Origin of the sequence: Streptomyces avermitilis MA-4680 = NBRC 14893 (genome assembly GCF_000009765.2) — a bacterium.
Lineage (GTDB): Bacteria > Actinomycetota > Actinomycetes > Streptomycetales > Streptomycetaceae > Streptomyces > Streptomyces avermitilis.
In genome coordinates, this window is record NC_003155.5 from 2,673,555 (window position 1) to 2,688,667 (window position 15,113).

The following is a 15,113-nucleotide window of genomic DNA, read 5'->3' on the forward strand; positions in this document are numbered from 1 at the left end:
GGGTGACCGAGGTGCTGCCGCTTCCCGCTTGTGGTACGGGTGTTGAAACCCAGGCGGTACGGGTGTGGAAACCCAACGACACGCCCTCGCCCCCTCGGCACCCCTCAGGGCTCCGGTATGTCGTCCGGGCGGAGGGTGAGCAGTTCCTGATGGGTGGGGCGGTCGATGTCGGACAGGCGGCCCGCCATGTGTTCGATCATGGTCTCGAAGAGCGTGCGGGCGTCCCGCCCGTTGGACGGGCTGCCGGTGCTCGCCCGGCCCCGGAAGCGGGCCAGGAGCCGGGGCTCCACGTCCGGGTCGAGCTCGAAGCCGTGCCGGTCCGCCAAGTGGCGCACGATGCGGACCAGTTCGCCCGGGCTGTACGGCGAGAACGTCACGATCCGGGAGAACCGGGACGCAAGGCCCGGGTTGGCCTCCAGGAAGCCCTCCATCTCCACGGGGTAGCCGGCGGCGATCACCACGACGTCCTCGCGATGGTCCTCCATCAGCTTGGTGAGCTCGTCGATCGCCTCCTGGCCGAGGTCGTGGTTGACGCCGAAGCGCCGGGCCAGGCTGTACGCCTCGTCGATGAAGAGCACCCCGCCGCGGGCGCTGTCGAAGACCGCGCGGGTCTTCAGGGCGGTGGAGCCCAGGTACTGGCCGACGAGATCGCTGCGGTGCACCTCCACGAGCCGGCCGTCCGACAGCACGCCCAGCTCGGCGAGGATCCGGCCGTAGAGCCGGGCCACCGTGGTCTTGCCGGTGCCCGGCGGCCCGGAGAAGACCAGATGACGGCCGCCGGGCGGTTCGGACAGGCCGGCGTCGCGGCGCAGCCGGGCCAGCCGCAGCAGGTCGACCTGGGTACGGACCTGGCGTTTCGCCTCGGTCAGACCGATCAGCGCGTCCAGTTCGGCCTGCGGTCCGAGCCCGGCGGCGGGCTGCCCGGCCGGGGGCGGCGCGTCGCGGGTGGTGACGGCGTCGAGGCGTACGCTGCCGTCGCCCGCGACGGCCTCGCCGCGGCTGCCGGTGATCCGGCTGTCCGTGATCCGGCCGCTGACGTCGCTCCGGGTGCGCAGCCCGTCGCCGTCGCTGCCGGTGCAGGAGCTGTCCCGGATGTCGAACTGGCTGCTGTTCTCCGCGAGGATCCCGTGCGCACCGGAGTCCGTCACGGTCAGTTGGTCCGCGACCAGGACGGCGCTGTCCAGAATGTGCGCCCCGTACCGCGCGGCCCGCTCGACCGTGCACTGACGCACCGTCAGATATGAGGTGTCGCGCGCGAAGAGGCCGTCGGACACGGGCTCGGAGATCCGCAGGTTCCGCGCGACGACCCGGGCGGATCCGGTCAGTACGAGAGCGCAGTCCCGCATTCCGCACAGCTCGGCGCCGGTGAGTTCGCCGGATGATCCGGAGCCGGACGCGTGCAGGCCGTACTTGCAGTCGTCGGCGCGCAGTTCCGCGGCCTCGAAGGTGCCGTCCTGGCACAGCCGCACCACGGAACCGGTGAGCGCGCGGGCCTCGACCCGCTCCAGGCTCGCGTGGCCCTTCTCCACGACGACACCGTGTCTGGCGTCGACGATGCGGCAACCGTTCACCCGGAGCCGGGCCTTCTGGTCGACGCTCAGGGCGGCGTTGGACAGGTGCTCGAACGAGCAGTCCTCGATCCCGCACACGGCTTCCTCGGTCACCCGCACCCCGACGGCCCGGCAGCCGTGGAAGGAGCAGTCGCGCAGGGTCGGATCCGCGCCGCCGGAGACGACGGCCCCGGCGTCCGCGCCGCGCACGCGGGTCCCGACGACGGTGCCGTGCCCCTGGTCGCGGAAGCCGAGCGCCGTACCGGACAGGTCGCGCAGCAGACAGTCGCGCACCTCGGCCTCGGCCTGCTGCTCGACCAGCACGCCGTGTCCGCCGAAGCCGGAGAACTCGCACGTCCGGAGCCGGGCCCGGGTGCCCGCCCCGCTGACGTGGACGGCGCTGCCGCGGCCGTCGGCGAAGACACAGTCGGTGACCTCGGCGTGCGCGCCCTGAGACACGACCAGCGCGTCCTCGCCCGCCGCCTGGAACCGGGTGCCGCGCAGCACGGCGCGGGCCCCCTGCAACGTCGCCTTGCCGACGGCCAGTTCACCGCCCATCACGGTGATCTCGCTGCCGGCCGAGGCGGTCAGGGCGGCCGCTCCGTCGCGGCCTTCGAGCCGGCAGTCGCGCAGCAGCAGCCGGCCGAAGACCGCGACCGTCGCGGTGCCGCGGCCCACGACCGCCAGGCCCGTGACCACCGCACTGCCGGTCACGTCGAGCACGTTCGCCCCGGCGACGGCCGGTTCGACGACCACGGTCCCCGGGCCCCGCGCGGCACAGAGTTCGACCTCACCCTTGAGGGACAGCGGCTCGGGGTAGCGGCCCGGCTCGACCATCACCCGCAGCGGCCCCGGGCCGGTGTGTGCGCGCAGCGCGGCGGCGATGGTGCGGTGGCCGCTGTCGCCGGTGGGCGAGACACGCAGCACACGCAGCTCGCCGGGGGCCGCGGAGCGGGTCCCGGACGGCGGGGCGGACGGCGGGTCGGCGGGCGGTACGGCGGCGTCGAGAGCGGGCGCGGACCAGCGCTGGGCGCCGTCGCCGTCCCGGGCCGGCCCGGCGACCCGCACCCCGAACGTGTGCAGCGCGTGGGCGAGTTGCCCGGGGTGGACGGCCAGTCCGAGGGCCTCGCCCGGCACACCGGCGAGTACCGGGACGATCCGCAGCGTGCCGTCGGGGGCGGCCCGGAAGCAGTCCCGCGGCGGTGCGGCGCCCGGCTCGGGGACGAGCGGGCGCGCGAGCAGGGCCCAGCGGTGCTGCCGCCCGCGTGCGCCCTCCGGGGCGGAGCCGATCTCCAGCGACTCCACCGCGCTCCAGGGCAGGGCACGGTCCGTGCCGCCGGCGTGCAGCCGCAGCCCTCCCGCGTCCAGGTGCAGCGCGCAGCGCCGGGCGAGGAGGTGGTCGAGCGCGAGGAGCGCGGGCAGCACCACGGCAGGGGCGGCGAGTCCGGCGCCGAGGTAGGCCCAGTGCAGGCCCGGGCCCGGCCGGGTAGCGGCGAACCGGAGGTAGCCGTAGCAACAGGCGAGCCAGACGGCGACCGACAGCCGTCCGCCGTAGCCCGCCGCCCTGCGGGTCAGCGGTGAACGCAGGCGGCCCGGGATGCGGTACTCACTGCCGGTGGCCACCGCGGAGGTGGTTGCCGGGGGCAGTCCGGTACGGCGCCAGCGGGGGCCCGCGTGGGTGTCGAGCGCGAGGTCCAGCTCGCGGGGCTCGACGGCCAGCGGGCGCAGGTCGACGCTCACACAGCGCCAGCCCGCGTCCCAGCGGGGCGTCAACTCCACTGTCCGCAGCAGGAGTCCGGCCGGCCCGGTGATCCGGCGACGCGGGCCCGGAGCGGTCGCGGGCGCGGTCAGGGGTGAGGGCGTGGGCGGGGTCGTAGGTGCGGTGGCAGGTGCGGTGGCAGGTGGGGTCGTACGTAGGAGCAGCTGCTCCGGGAAACGGTGGCCGGTGCGCAGGATGCGCCGGTCCACGGCCGGGACCACGCACAGCCAGTCGAGTTCCGGCCAGGACCACCGCAGCCGGCGCAGCGGCCCGTGCCACTCGATGCCGTCGATGTCCACCGTGAGCGCGACCGGCCACAGAGAGGTCAGCAGGAGCCGCACACAGACGACGGCGAGGACGGCTCCGCCCAGGACGCACTCGGCCACCACCGGCACGGGGGCCCGCACGGCGTGTACGGCATCCGCGGACACCCAGCACACCACGGCGCCGACGCCCGCACCCGAGGCCGCCCACAACCGTTTGCGGACCGTCCGCCGGTCCCGGTGAAAGGTGGTGCGGGCCGCGGCGGGACGCCGCACCGGCCGGCGGGGCGCGGGCAGGGGTGTGCCGTCGGTGGGCGCGGCGTCGTCGCCGCTCCCGGTGTCATGCCGGACGTCCACCCGTACCCCCCGTGTCGATGTCCCGGCTGTCGAGTGCCTCGTCCCCACGGGTGCACTTCGACCAACCCAGGACCAGCGTAAAGGATGGGACTACCATGAGTGATGTGTCGTCACACGAGGATCACGACCGTCAACTGGCGCTTCTCTGCCAGCAGTTGGCGCGGCTGCGCAGGATGCACCGGGGGCCGGTCGGCGCGTCGGGGCGGCTGGTGATCGACCGTGCGGTCCGGGCCGCCCGCGAGGGCGGGCCGATCGGCGAACACCTCGAAGCCCTGGGCCTGCTGCCCGGGCGCACGGCGGACGAGGCGGACGAGGGTGCGCCGCGGGGCACCACCCTCCCGCCCCGGGTGACGGACGGCGCCCCGCACGCCCTGCTCGGCCAGCACGTCTGCCCGCGCGGGGTCTGTACGCGGCGGGAGCAGCGGGCGGTCGGCGAGGAGCGTCCGGTGTGCGAGATCTTCGACCTGGCGCTGCGCTTCGACCCCGAGAGGTGAACGGGCCTACATGCTCTCCGGATTCGTCACCGATGTCGGCCGGAAACTGGCGGAACGCTGGGCCGCCACGCTCGTCCTGCCCGGCCTGTTGTTCACGACCGTCGCGGCCGTCGCCCTGACCCTGCGCCAGAGCGCCTGGTCGGACGTGGACCTGCTGCGCCTGCGGGTGACGGCGCTCACCGGAGCCGGTTCGGGGGCGGGCCCCGGCGCGGGCTCGGGTTCGACGCGTACGGCGGTGCTGCTGCTCGGTGTGCTGGCCGCGTCCTTCGCCGCCGCGCTGGTGGCCGACGCGCTCGGCGGGCCGTACGAACAGGCGTTGCTCGGCAGCTGGCCCCGCCTCCTGAGCCGGCCCGCCGCCGCGCTCACCGGGCGGCGGCGCAGAATCTGGCAGGAACGGGACGACGCCTGCCGCCGGGCCGTGGCGCAGGACACGGAGGGGGCCGCCGAACGTGCCGCCCGGCTGGGCGCGTTGGAGGTGCTGAGAAACCAAGTGGCCCTGACCCGGCCGGAATGCCCGACCTGGATCGGGGACCGGCTGCGCGCCCCCGCCGTGCGCATCCGGCTGGAGTACCGCCTGGAGCTGTCCGACGCGTGGCCCCGGCTGTGGCTGGTGCTCCCCGACTCCACGCGTCAGCCGCTGGCCGAGGCCAGGCAGCGGCTGGACGAGGCGATGCGCCTCGGCGGCTGGGCGGTCCTGTATCTCCTGCTGGGCGCGGTGTGGTGGCCGAGCGCCGTGGCCGGGGCGGGGGCGGCGCTGGTGGCCTGGCGGCGGGGCCGGGACCGGGCCGAGGAGTACGCCGAGCTCGTCGAGTCGGCGGTCGATGTCCATCTCCAGGAGCTGTTCGAACGGTTCGACGAGGAGGCCCGCCCGGTCCGGGCGAGCCTGGGCCCCGCCGTCACCGAACGGTTCCGCAAGGGCGCGGGGCCACGACGCCCGTGACACGCGGGACCACGACGCCCGTGACAGCCGAACGCGGGAGCGGAGGACCCCTGCCGCCCGGACACGGGAGCGACGCACAGGACACCCGGGCACCGGACCACGGCGCCCACACCACGGGACCGGACGCGAGAACGGGGTGCACGAGATGACCGAGCCACAGCAGTTGCCCGGGGAGGACCGGCCGGCGGAGCGGGAACGGCTGCTACGGGCGGTACGGGGGCGCCTGGACGCGCTGGGCGGACCGACGGGCAACGGCCATCTGCACACCGCGGAGGCACGCCAGGAGACCGACCGTCTGCTGCGCCACCTCGTGGCTCCCCACCCGGCCACGGGCGGCGGCCACGCACTCGACGCCGAAGTGGCGTACGTACTCGGAGTGATGTATCTGTTCGTCGCGGACGACCGGCCCGACGCCCCCACCGCCGCACAGGACGGCCAGTGCGCCCTCCTGCTGCTCGCCCCCTTCTACTGCCACCTGCCGGACCAGCCGGATGTCCTGCCCCCTCCCCTGCGCGCCGGACTCGACCAGCTCCTCGGCGCCGAGGGCCGACGGCCCGACGCCCCCGAGGAGATCGTCCAGGAGCACGCCGCGTCCCTCGCCAACCTGGCGATGCTGCTGCTGGAACTGGGCATCACCCTGGCGTACCCGGAAGCCATCCGCGTTGCGGCCGACCTGGCCCGCGAGGCCCTTCCCCATCTGTCGCCCGACGGCCACGACCGCGCCCTGGCCGGATGCAACCTCGGCTATGCCCTGCTCCTGAGCGGCCCGACCCCCGTCTCCTCCCCCGGCCAGGCCGACCCCGAGCAGCTGGCGGAGGCCGTCTCCGTGCTGCGCACCGCGTTCGCCGCCACCCCGCGCGAGCACCCGAACCACGCCCGGTGCGCCAACGGCCTCGGCCTCGCGCTGCTCGCCTCGGCCGGTCAGGCCGAGGACCGCACCCAACTGGCCGAGGCCGCCGCGATGTTGCGCATCGCCACCCAGACCGCCACGGAGGTCGACCAGAACCTCCCGCAGATGTACTCCGACCTCGGTTACACCCTCACCCTCTGCGCCCGCACCGCCGGGGAGGGCGAGGAGCCGGGCCCGGAGGTCCGCGAGGAGGCCGTCGACGCGCTCCGGCGTGCCGTGGACCTCACCACGCCCGCCGAGGACGGGGAGATGCTGCGCACCCGCCTCGACCGGCTCGCCGACGCCGTGGTGATCGGCTCCCCCTCGGACGACCGGCCGCGCGCCGCCGCACAGGCCGAGCAGGCCGTCGACACCCTGCGGCGCCTGCTCGACCTCACCCCCGAAGGGCACCCGGAGCGGGGGGACGTACTGCTGCGGCTGGCGGGGAACCGGTTGGTGGCACAGCATCCGCAGGAGACCATCGACCTGCTGGTACAGGGCGAGTCCGCGTACGCCACAGACCCCCGCCGGGAGCAGATCGCCCGGGCGTTGCTCGTGGAGGCGGCCATGCTCAAGGGAGAGCTGGACTCCCGCGCGGACCTCACCCCCGAGCAGCAGGCGGACTGGCAGGCCATCGACGACGTCATGCTCCCGCTGCTGTCCGGGGACACGACCGGCCACCCGATGCGGTCCGTGATGAATCTGATCGGCCTCGGCGGGGAGGGGGGCGGGAGCCGCAGCCAGGAACTGATGGACTTCGGCAGCATGGTCCTCGGCTACCCGGACCGGGTCGGCCTGAACGAGATCTTCGCCAAGGCGATGGAGCTCCAGGCCCGGCGCATCGCCAGGCTGCCCGAGGAGGAACGCGCGGGCGCCGTCGCCGCGTTCCTGGCGGGAGACGACGACGAGGGCGCGCCCGGGCCGCCGGGCGGGCGGGTCGAGGAGTCCGAGGAGCCGCCGGACACCAGCAGCCTCGACGAGCTGCTGGAGATCCACGAACGACTGCTGCCGCGGCTGCCACCCGACTCCCGCGAGCACCGCCTGCTGCACGGCGGGCGGAACATGCTGCGCCTCGTGCAGATCATGTACGAGTCCATGTACGCGCCGGGCGACACCCGGACGCGTCTGCAGCTGATGCGCCGGGCCCTGCCGCTGATGCGGGAGCTGTTCGAGGAACTGCCCGCCCAGTTGGAGGAGCTGGGGATCAAGCCGGAGCTCTTCGGCGCCCATACGGCACTGGCGTTCGCGTACGAGTCGCCGTTCGAGCAGCTGGAGGCGGTCGAGGAGGGGGTGCGGGCCGCCCGCCGGAGGCTCACGGAACTCGCCCCGGACACGCCGGAGTACGCCGAGACCCGGACCACCCTGGCCCTGTCCCTCTTCGTCCGCCATGCCCTGTGGTCCGAGGAGGCCGACTACGAGGAGGCCGTGGGCATCGCCCGGGAGCTGACCTCGGCGCCGGCTCCCGGCTGGCGCACGGCCATGCTGCTGACGCAGTGGACCTCCGCGGCCCAGTCGCGGATCCAGCGCACCGGGCTGCTGGGCCAGGCACCGCCCGGGGTCGGGCAGTCGCCCAGCCTGATCACCCGGCTGGCCTCCGACGGCGCCGCCACCGCGCTCGACGACCGGGACCCCGTGGAAGCGCTGGAGACCCTGGAGGACGGCCGGGCGCATCTGCTGTCGGGGGCGCTCAACGCCCGCCGCGAACTGGAGGTCCTGCACGGTGCGGACGCCAAGCTGCACGGCCGGCTGCGGGCCGCGCTGGAACGGATCCGGGCGCTCCGCACGGCGAGGGAACCGGGCCGATGGCCCACACCGGACGAGGAGGACGAGCTGCGGTCCGCTTCCGACGACGCGGCCTGGCTCGTCGCCGAACTCCAGCAGCACCCGGGCTTCCAGCGCTTTCTGACCCCGCTTCCCCTGGGTCTCGACGACCTGCTGCCCGCCGCCGCGGAGGGGCCGGTGGTGAGCGTCAACATCAACCCGCGCCGCTGTGACGCCCTGGCGCTGTGCCCCGACGGGCTGCGCGCGGTACCGCTGCCGCGGCTGTACGCCTCCGATCTGGTGGCACAGGCCGAGTCCTTCCGGGTCGCCGTCGAGGCACTGACGGCCGGACCGCGCGACCCTCTGTTCGAGGACGCCCGGGAGATCTTCACGGGAACGCTGGCCTGGCTGTGGGACGTACTGGCCGAACCGGTCCTGGACGCCCTCGGGTTCACCGGTCCGCCGGAGTCAGGAGCGCCCTGGCCCCGGCTGTGGTGGTCGCCGTCCGGGGTGCTCAACTCCTTTCCGCTGCATGCCGCCGGGCGCCACGGCAGCGGGGAGGCGGCGGACGCCGCCGTCCTGGACCGGGTGGCCTCCTCGTACACACCGACCCTGCGCGCCCTGCTCTTCAGCCGGGCCCGCAGGCGCGCGGCACCCGGCCGGCGGCGCACCCTGGCCGTGGCCATGCCGCAGACCGCCGGACAGGCCCCGCTGGCCCGTACGGTCACGGAGGCCACCGAGGCGGTGGCGGCGGGCGGAGGCGTTCCGCTGATCGGACCGGCCGCCACCCGGGACTCGGTGCGTGCGGCCATGGTGGACGCGGCCGTGGTGCACTTCGCGTGCCACGCGGACAGTGACCCCGAGGACCTGTCGGCCGGCCGGCTGCTGCTGGCCGACGGCGACCTGCTGATCCGCGACATCGCCGAGCTCCACCTGGAGACGGCCGAGTTGGCCTACCTCTCGGCCTGCGGCACGGCCCGCGGCGGCGCCACCGCGGCGCTCGCCGACGAGGTGATCCACCTGGGCTCCGCGTTCCAGCTCGCCGGCTACGCCCAGTCGGTGGCCACGCTCTGGGAGGTGGGCGACTCCTTCGCGGCCAGGGCCGCGGCCGAGTTCCACCGCACCCTGGCCCCCTCCCTCCCGGGCCCCGGCCCCCTGCCCGCGGCCCTGGCCCTGCACCACACGGTGCGCTCGCTGAGACAAGACGACCGGGAGCGGCCTTGGACGTGGTCGGCGTTGGTGCACGCGGGGGCCTGAGCGGCGCGTGTGCGGCGGGCGGAAGACGGGCCGGAGACGGGCACCGGGCGGGCGCCAGACGAGCGGACGAGCGGACGAGCGGACGAGCGCCAGACGGGTAAAAAATCCCGATTTAGGAGGGTTCATTTCCTGTTGACCGCACTAGAATGAGAAACAGCCTGCGGGACGAGCGAGGGAGTTCGACCGGAGTAGCCGACTTTGGCGTGAAGCTGGGAGTACGTGGTTTCCGCCCGGGCCGACGTCGACGGTCGGGCTGAGAGGCTGGAAGGTCGCAGGACCTGACAGCGACCTCTGGAACCTGATCCGGACCATACCGGCGCAGGGAGCCCGTCTCGCAGGTTATTCGTGTGCGAAGCGACGCACCCACGGACCCCGCGGTATTGTCCTGACATGGATGCCGTACGTGCGGTCCTGATCGACATCGACGGTGTGCTCACCGTCTCGTGGAAGCCACTGCCCGGCGCGATCGAGGCGCTGCACCGGATCCGCGACGCCAGCCTCGGCGTGGTCCTGCTCACCAATACGACGTCCCGTACGCGCGCGTCGATCGCTGCGACACTGGGCGCCTCGGGCTTCCCGGTGAGCGCCGAGGACATCCTCACCGCACCCACCGCCACCGCGGCCCATCTCACCGACCACTGTCCCGGCGCCCGCTGCTCCCTGCTGAACAGCGGTGACATCCGGGAGGACCTCGTCGGCGTGACCCTGCTCGACGACACCGACACCGTCCCGGACGTCGTCATCGTGGGCGGTGCCGGCCCAGAGTTCGACTACGCGGCGCTCAACCGGGTCTTCGGCCACCTCCAGCGGGGCGCCCGGCTGGTGGCGATGCACCGCAACCTGTACTGGCGCACCGACCGCGGACTGGATCTCGACAGCGGTGCGTTCCTGCTCGGGCTGGAGCACGCCGCCGGCACTCGGGCCGAGATCACCGGCAAGCCGGCGCCCGCGTTCTTCGAGGCGGCGCTGACACGCCTCGGGGCCGGCCCCGGCCAGGCGGTCATGGTCGGCGACGACATCGAGTCCGACGTGCTCGCGGCACAGCGCACGGGTATCACCGGTGTCCTCGTCAAGACCGGAAAATACCTGCCCGAAACGCACCACGCGGCGAGCGCACGGCCCGACCACGTCCTGGACTCCGTCGCGGATCTCCCCGCCCTGCTGGACTCCGTCGTGCGCCGCTAGGGCCTGCCCGAGGGGTCACCCCCGGGCGTGCCCGCCTGCCTCAGCCCTCGTCCGGCGCCAGCCGCAACGAGATGGAGTTGATGCAGTACCGCTGATCGGTCGGGGTCGCATACCCCTCCCCCTCGAACACATGTCCGAGATGCGACCCGCAGCGAGCGCACCGCACCTCCGTCCGCACCATCCCGTGCGAACGGTCGTCGATCAGCTCCACGGCGTCCGTGTTCTTCGGGTCGTAGAAGGACGGCCAGCCGCAGTGCGACTCGAACTTCTCGTTCGACGTGAAGAGCTCCGCGCCGCAGGCACGGCAGGAGTAGACGCCCTTCGTCCTGGTGTCCGTGTACTCACCCGTGAACGCCGGCTCCGTGCCGGCCTTGCGCAGGACCGCGTATTCGGCCGGGGTCAGCTCCGCGCGCCATGCCTCGTCCGGCTTTTCGATGTCGTACGACACGAGCCTCAGCCCCTCACTGCTTCGACAGACGGTCCAGGATCCGCGGGCCGAGCTCCGTCACGTCGCCCGCGCCCATGGTGAGAACCAGATCGCCCGGCCTCGCCATTCCCGCGATCACCGACGGGACCTCCGCCTTGTCGTGCACCGGCGTCACGTCCGCGCCCGCCGCCCGCGCCGCCTCGATGATCAGCTCGCTCGTGATGCCCGGGATCGGGTCCTCGCGGGCCGGGTAGATGTCCAGGACCACGGACGCGTCCGCGAGCGCCAGGGCCTGCCCCATCTCCTTGCCCAGCTCCTGCGTGCGCGAGAACAGGTGCGGCTGGAAGACGACCAGGATCCGTGCGTCACCCGCCGCCGCCCGCATCGCCTCCAGGTCCGCGGTCATCTCCGTCGGGTGGTGCGCGTACGAGTCGATGACCTGGACGCCCGCCTCCTCACCCTTGAGCTGGAGGCGCCGCTTCACCCCCGTGTAGGCGGCCAGGGCCGAAGCGAGGTCCGCGGCCGGGATGCCCAGCGCCACCCCCGCCGCGAGCGCCGCCACCGCGTTGTGCGCGTAGTGCCGGCCGGGGACCGACACCGTGAAGGTCAGCTCCGTGCCGTCGAGCAGGACCTCCACCTCGCTCTTCAGGCCCTGCGCGGTCACGGACAGGACGCACACGTCGGCGTCCGCCGACTCGCCGTACGTCACCACCCGTACGCCGCTCGCCGTGACGCGCCGCGTCAGCTCCCGCGCGCCCTCGTGGTCCGCCGCGATCACCAGCGTGCCGCCCTCGGTGATGCGGTCCACGAAGGTCTCGAAGGACGCGTAGATCTCGTCCATGGACGCGTAGTTGGCGTGGTGGTCCAGCTCCACGTTCAGCACGATCGCCACGTCGGGCGCGTACTTGTGGAAGCTGCGGTCCGATTCGTCCGCCTCGGCGACGAAGATGTCGCCCTCGCCGTGCAGCGCGTTCGAGCCGGGGGCGTCCAGGTCGCCGCCGATCGCGTACGACGGGGCGAGGCCCAGCGTGGACAGCGACACCGCCAGCATCGACGTCGTGGTCGTCTTGCCGTGCGTGCCCGCCACCGCGATCGGGCGCAGGCCGTCCATCAGCCGGGCCAGGGCGTCCGAACGGTGGACGACCGGGATGCCCAGCTCCGCCGCGCGGGCCAGCTCCGGGTTGTCCGCGCGGATCGCGGAGGAGACGACGACGCACGTGGCGTCGTCGGCGAGGTGCTCGGCCGCGTGCCCGATGTGCACCGTCGCGCCCAGTGCCCGCAGGGCCTCGGCGGTCTCGGACTCCTTCGCGTCGCTGCCGGCCACCTTGGCCCCGCGCTGCGCGAGGATCTTCGCGATGCCCGACATCCCGGCGCCGCCGATCCCGATGAAGTGCGGTCGGTCCATGGCGGTAGGAAGACCGGGTGCCATGCGTGTTTCTCCCCAAGAGGTGCGACGAGCGGTACGTGGTGCGACTAGCGGTACGACGATGCGCGCACTCCGGAGAGCGAGCGCGCCCCAAGCCTATGCCTTGCCGTACGGGCCCCGTGCAGGCGACGCCCCACGGGGCCGGCGGGCCTACGCCCTGCCGTGGGGGACCCGCGGGCCTACGCCTTGCTGTGCGAGAAGAGCTTCAGCACCGGCACCCCCACCTTGTGGCGCGCTCTCGACGCCCAGTCGCGGTGGAAGAACTCCTCCACGTAGTGGGGGTCCGTCAGCACGATCACCTCGTCCGCGTCCACCTCGTCCACCAGCGCCTTCAGCGCGTCCAGCGGATGGTCCTCGATGAGGCGGCCCACCGCCTCGCTGCCGGATGCGTGCAGGGCGGCGAGGGACACCTCCAGAGCCTGCCCCCCGAGGGCCGCCGCGTCCTTGCCCTCCGGGGTCTCCCGCTCGTGCGCCGCCTCGTCCAGCTCACCCAGCGCGACGTCGTCGATGGCCCGCAGCAGCCGGTCCGCCTGATCACCGCGGGGTTGCAGCAGTACGTGGAAGGAGACCGCCTCGTCGCCGTGCAGGGTGGTGACGAACTCCACGTCGGCGGACGTCAGAGCCTTCTCGATCATCAATACGCTCGTGAACACGACTGGCGCCCCTTCTGCTGTGAAGGCCCGCGCGGGGCCTTCTCTCCTCCGCTGGGCCGCGAGGCCCTGCGGAAACCATCCTGCCCCGTAACCGCACGGAGTCTGCGAGATTTAGTGTGCCCAGCGGCAGCGGAACGGAACGGGTGATTCCGCTACGTGTCGGCCAGGGCCGGCGGTACCGGCCCCGGACCCGATGGTCAGCGGCGCCGGTACCGGCCGAACAGAAACCCGGCATCTTCCAGCAGGGAGACGAGTTCGAAGCGGGCCGGCACCGCCACCGACGGCCCTGAGGCGATGCGCTGCGCGTCGCCCGCGACGAGCATCGGGGAGAGGGCCAGACACATCTCGTCCAGCACACCGGCCGCGACCAGCTGGCCGAGCAGCCGCGGGCCGCCCTCCGTGAGCAGCCGGGTCATCCCGAGGTCGCCCAGGGCACGTACGGCGCGGGCCGGGTCCACGCCCCTGCCGTCCCCGGCCACCACCACCCGCGCGCCCGCCTTCTCGGCGGCGGCGACCCGGTCGGGGGGTGCGGCGGCCCCGGTCAGGACGAGCGTGGGCACCAAGGCCGAGGTGAAGAGCGGAAGCGAGAAGTCCAGGTCCAGGCTCGCCGTCACCACGGCGATCGCGGGCGCGGGGCCCTGCCCGGCCGCCGCCCGCAGCTCCGCGAACTCCGCACGCGCGCGGGCCGGCCGGTACCCCTCCTGCCGTACCGTTTCCGCACCGACGACCACCACGTCCGCGAGCCCCCGAAGGGTGCCGAAGATCCGCATGTCGGCGGCGCTGGAGATGGGCTGCGAGCGGCCCTCGTGCTGGGCTGCCCCGTCGAGCGTGGTCACCATGTTGGCGCGCAGCCAGGGCGTACGGCCGCCGGGCCCGCCCGCGGCGCCGGCCCGGGGATACGCGTAGGCCGCGGCCAGCTCGTCGAGCCCCCACTCCCGGTCCGCCGCATCCGCGCCGGGAGCCCCTCCCGAGGCCTGGGCTGCTGTTTCTTCCGTCACAGGGAACAGGCGTCGCATGACGTGCAGTGTGGCACGGCAACTAGAGTGGGGAACCGTGTCGTCCTCCACCGCCGCCTCCGGTATCGATCCGATAGCCGAAGCGGCCCCGCTGTCCCTGTGCGCCCGTGCGCCGCACGTCCCCGCCGACCGGCTCGTCGCGGAGATGGTGCCGCCACCGCGCTTCGACTCGGTCCGCTTCGCCACCTACATCCCGGACCCGAACCAGCCGAGTCAGACCGAGGCCGTCCGCGTCCTCGAAGACTTCGCCACCGGTCTGGGCGGGGCGCACGCCTCCGGTTCCGGCAGGCGCAGGCTGTTCGGCTTCGGGAAGGCCCCGAAGACCCCGGCCGGCCCCCGCGGCGTCTACCTCGACGGCGGCTACGGCGTCGGCAAGACCCACCTGCTCGCCTCCCTCTGGCACGCCACCCCGGCCGAGCCCGAGCTGAAGGCCTTCGGCACCTTCGTGGAGCTGACGAACCTGGTCGGCGCGCTCGGCTTCCAGAAGACCGTGCAGACGCTGAGCGGCCACCGGCTGCTGTGCATCGACGAGTTCGAACTCGACGACCCGGGCGACACCGTTCTCGTGTCGACGCTGCTGGGCAAGCTGGTCGACGCGGGCGTCGCGCTGGCCGCCACCTCGAACACCCTGCCGGGCAAGCTCGGTGAGGGCCGGTTCGCGGCCGCCGACTTCCTGCGCGAGATCCAGGGCCTGTCCGCACACTTCCGCCCCTTGCGCATCGACGGTGAGGACTACCGTCACCGCGGGCTGCCCGCGGCTCCGGCGCCGTACTCCGACGAGCAGGTGACGAAGGCGGCGTACGCCACCCCGGGGGCGTCCCTCGACGACTTCCCGCACCTGCTCGAGCACCTCGCCCGGGTCCACCCCAGCCGGTACGGCGCGCTGACCGACGGGCTCGGGGCCGTGTGCCTCACCGACGTCCAGCCGGTGCCGGACCAGTCGACGGCGCTGCGGCTCGTCGTGCTCGCGGACCGGCTCTACGACCGCGAGGTCCCGGTGCTCGCCTCGGGGCTGCCCTTCGACCAGTTGTTCAGCGAGGAGATGCTGAACGGCGGCTACCGCAAGAAGTACTTCCGTGCGATCTCCCGCCTCACCGCCCTCGCCCGCGACGCCAAGGGGCTCGTAGCGGCGTAGC

General features: G+C 73.6%; 10 protein-coding genes. 5 read left to right on the plus strand and 5 right to left on the minus strand.

The genetic code is table 11. The features are described 5' to 3' along the window. Positions 1-104 precede the first annotated feature (104 nt). The gene (locus tag SAVERM_RS11535) at positions 105-3,929 is read right to left on the minus strand and encodes a right-handed parallel beta-helix repeat-containing protein (protein WP_037650014.1); all 3,825 of its coding nucleotides are present in this window, start codon (positions 3,927-3,929) and stop codon (positions 105-107) included. Between the two features lie 95 nt (positions 3,930-4,024). Here SAVERM_RS11535 and SAVERM_RS11540 point away from each other — a divergent pair, with 95 nt between their 5' ends. The 4 genes from SAVERM_RS11540 (at position 4,025) to SAVERM_RS11555 (ending at position 10,455) form a co-directional block, all read left to right on the plus strand. Further along, positions 4,025-4,423: a hypothetical protein gene (locus SAVERM_RS11540; protein ID WP_037650012.1), complete on the plus strand. Its 399-nt coding sequence runs from the start codon at positions 4,025-4,027 to the stop codon at positions 4,421-4,423. Between the two features lie 10 nt (positions 4,424-4,433). Further along, positions 4,434-5,363, plus strand: coding sequence for a hypothetical protein (locus SAVERM_RS11545; RefSeq protein WP_010983641.1), 930 nt, complete (start codon positions 4,434-4,436; stop codon positions 5,361-5,363). 145 nt (positions 5,364-5,508) lie between these two features. Further along, positions 5,509-9,270 (plus strand): CHAT domain-containing protein, encoded by a 3,762-nt coding sequence (locus SAVERM_RS11550; protein WP_137951398.1) that lies wholly within the window; start codon positions 5,509-5,511, stop codon positions 9,268-9,270. A gap of 390 nt (positions 9,271-9,660) precedes the next feature. After that, on the plus strand, positions 9,661-10,455 hold the full coding sequence (locus SAVERM_RS11555) for an HAD-IIA family hydrolase (protein ID WP_037650010.1): 795 nt from the start codon (positions 9,661-9,663) through the stop codon (positions 10,453-10,455). 40 nt (positions 10,456-10,495) lie between these two features. Here the strand turns inward: SAVERM_RS11555 and msrB are convergent, their stop codons facing one another. The 4 genes from msrB to SAVERM_RS11575 form a co-directional block, all read right to left on the minus strand. Further along, entirely contained in the window at positions 10,496-10,903 is a 408-nt protein-coding gene (gene msrB / locus SAVERM_RS11560; protein WP_010983644.1) for a peptide-methionine (R)-S-oxide reductase MsrB, read from the minus strand. A gap of 13 nt (positions 10,904-10,916) precedes the next feature. Beyond that, a complete protein-coding gene (murC, locus tag SAVERM_RS11565; protein WP_010983645.1) occupies positions 10,917-12,311 on the minus strand; it encodes a UDP-N-acetylmuramate--L-alanine ligase in 1,395 nt (464 codons plus the stop codon). A 176-nt stretch (positions 12,312-12,487) separates the two neighbouring features. Further along, positions 12,488-12,961, minus strand: coding sequence for a hypothetical protein (locus SAVERM_RS11570; RefSeq protein ID WP_010983646.1), 474 nt, complete (start codon positions 12,959-12,961; stop codon positions 12,488-12,490). 197 nt (positions 12,962-13,158) lie between these two features. Continuing rightward, the gene (locus SAVERM_RS11575; protein ID WP_010983647.1) at positions 13,159-13,977 is read right to left on the minus strand and encodes a pyrimidine reductase family protein; all 819 of its coding nucleotides are present in this window, start codon (positions 13,975-13,977) and stop codon (positions 13,159-13,161) included. Positions 13,978-14,014: 37 nt separating this feature from the next. On the opposite strand from SAVERM_RS11575, the gene zapE reads away from it, so the two are divergent. Beyond that, complete coding sequence (gene zapE / locus SAVERM_RS11580; protein ID WP_037650007.1) at positions 14,015-15,112, plus strand: cell division protein ZapE; 1,098 nt, start codon at positions 14,015-14,017, stop codon at positions 15,110-15,112. Position 15,113: the final 1 nt, after the last annotated feature.

What these genes read in the sequence shown, in the direction of transcription:
- SAVERM_RS11575 (WP_010983647.1), bottom strand. Translation starts at nt 13,977, where the DNA reads ATGCGACGCCTGTTCCCTGTGACGGAAGAAACAGCAGCCCAGGCCTCG.
- SAVERM_RS11545 (WP_010983641.1), top strand. Translation starts at nt 4,434, where the DNA reads ATGCTCTCCGGATTCGTCACCGATGTCGGCCGGAAACTGGCGGAACGC.
- SAVERM_RS11540 (WP_037650012.1), top strand. Translation starts at nt 4,025, where the DNA reads ATGAGTGATGTGTCGTCACACGAGGATCACGACCGTCAACTGGCGCTT.
- SAVERM_RS11550 (WP_137951398.1), top strand. Translation starts at nt 5,509, where the DNA reads ATGACCGAGCCACAGCAGTTGCCCGGGGAGGACCGGCCGGCGGAGCGG.
- murC (WP_010983645.1), bottom strand. Translation starts at nt 12,311, where the DNA reads ATGGCACCCGGTCTTCCTACCGCCATGGACCGACCGCACTTCATCGGG.
- SAVERM_RS11555 (WP_037650010.1), top strand. Translation starts at nt 9,661, where the DNA reads ATGGATGCCGTACGTGCGGTCCTGATCGACATCGACGGTGTGCTCACC.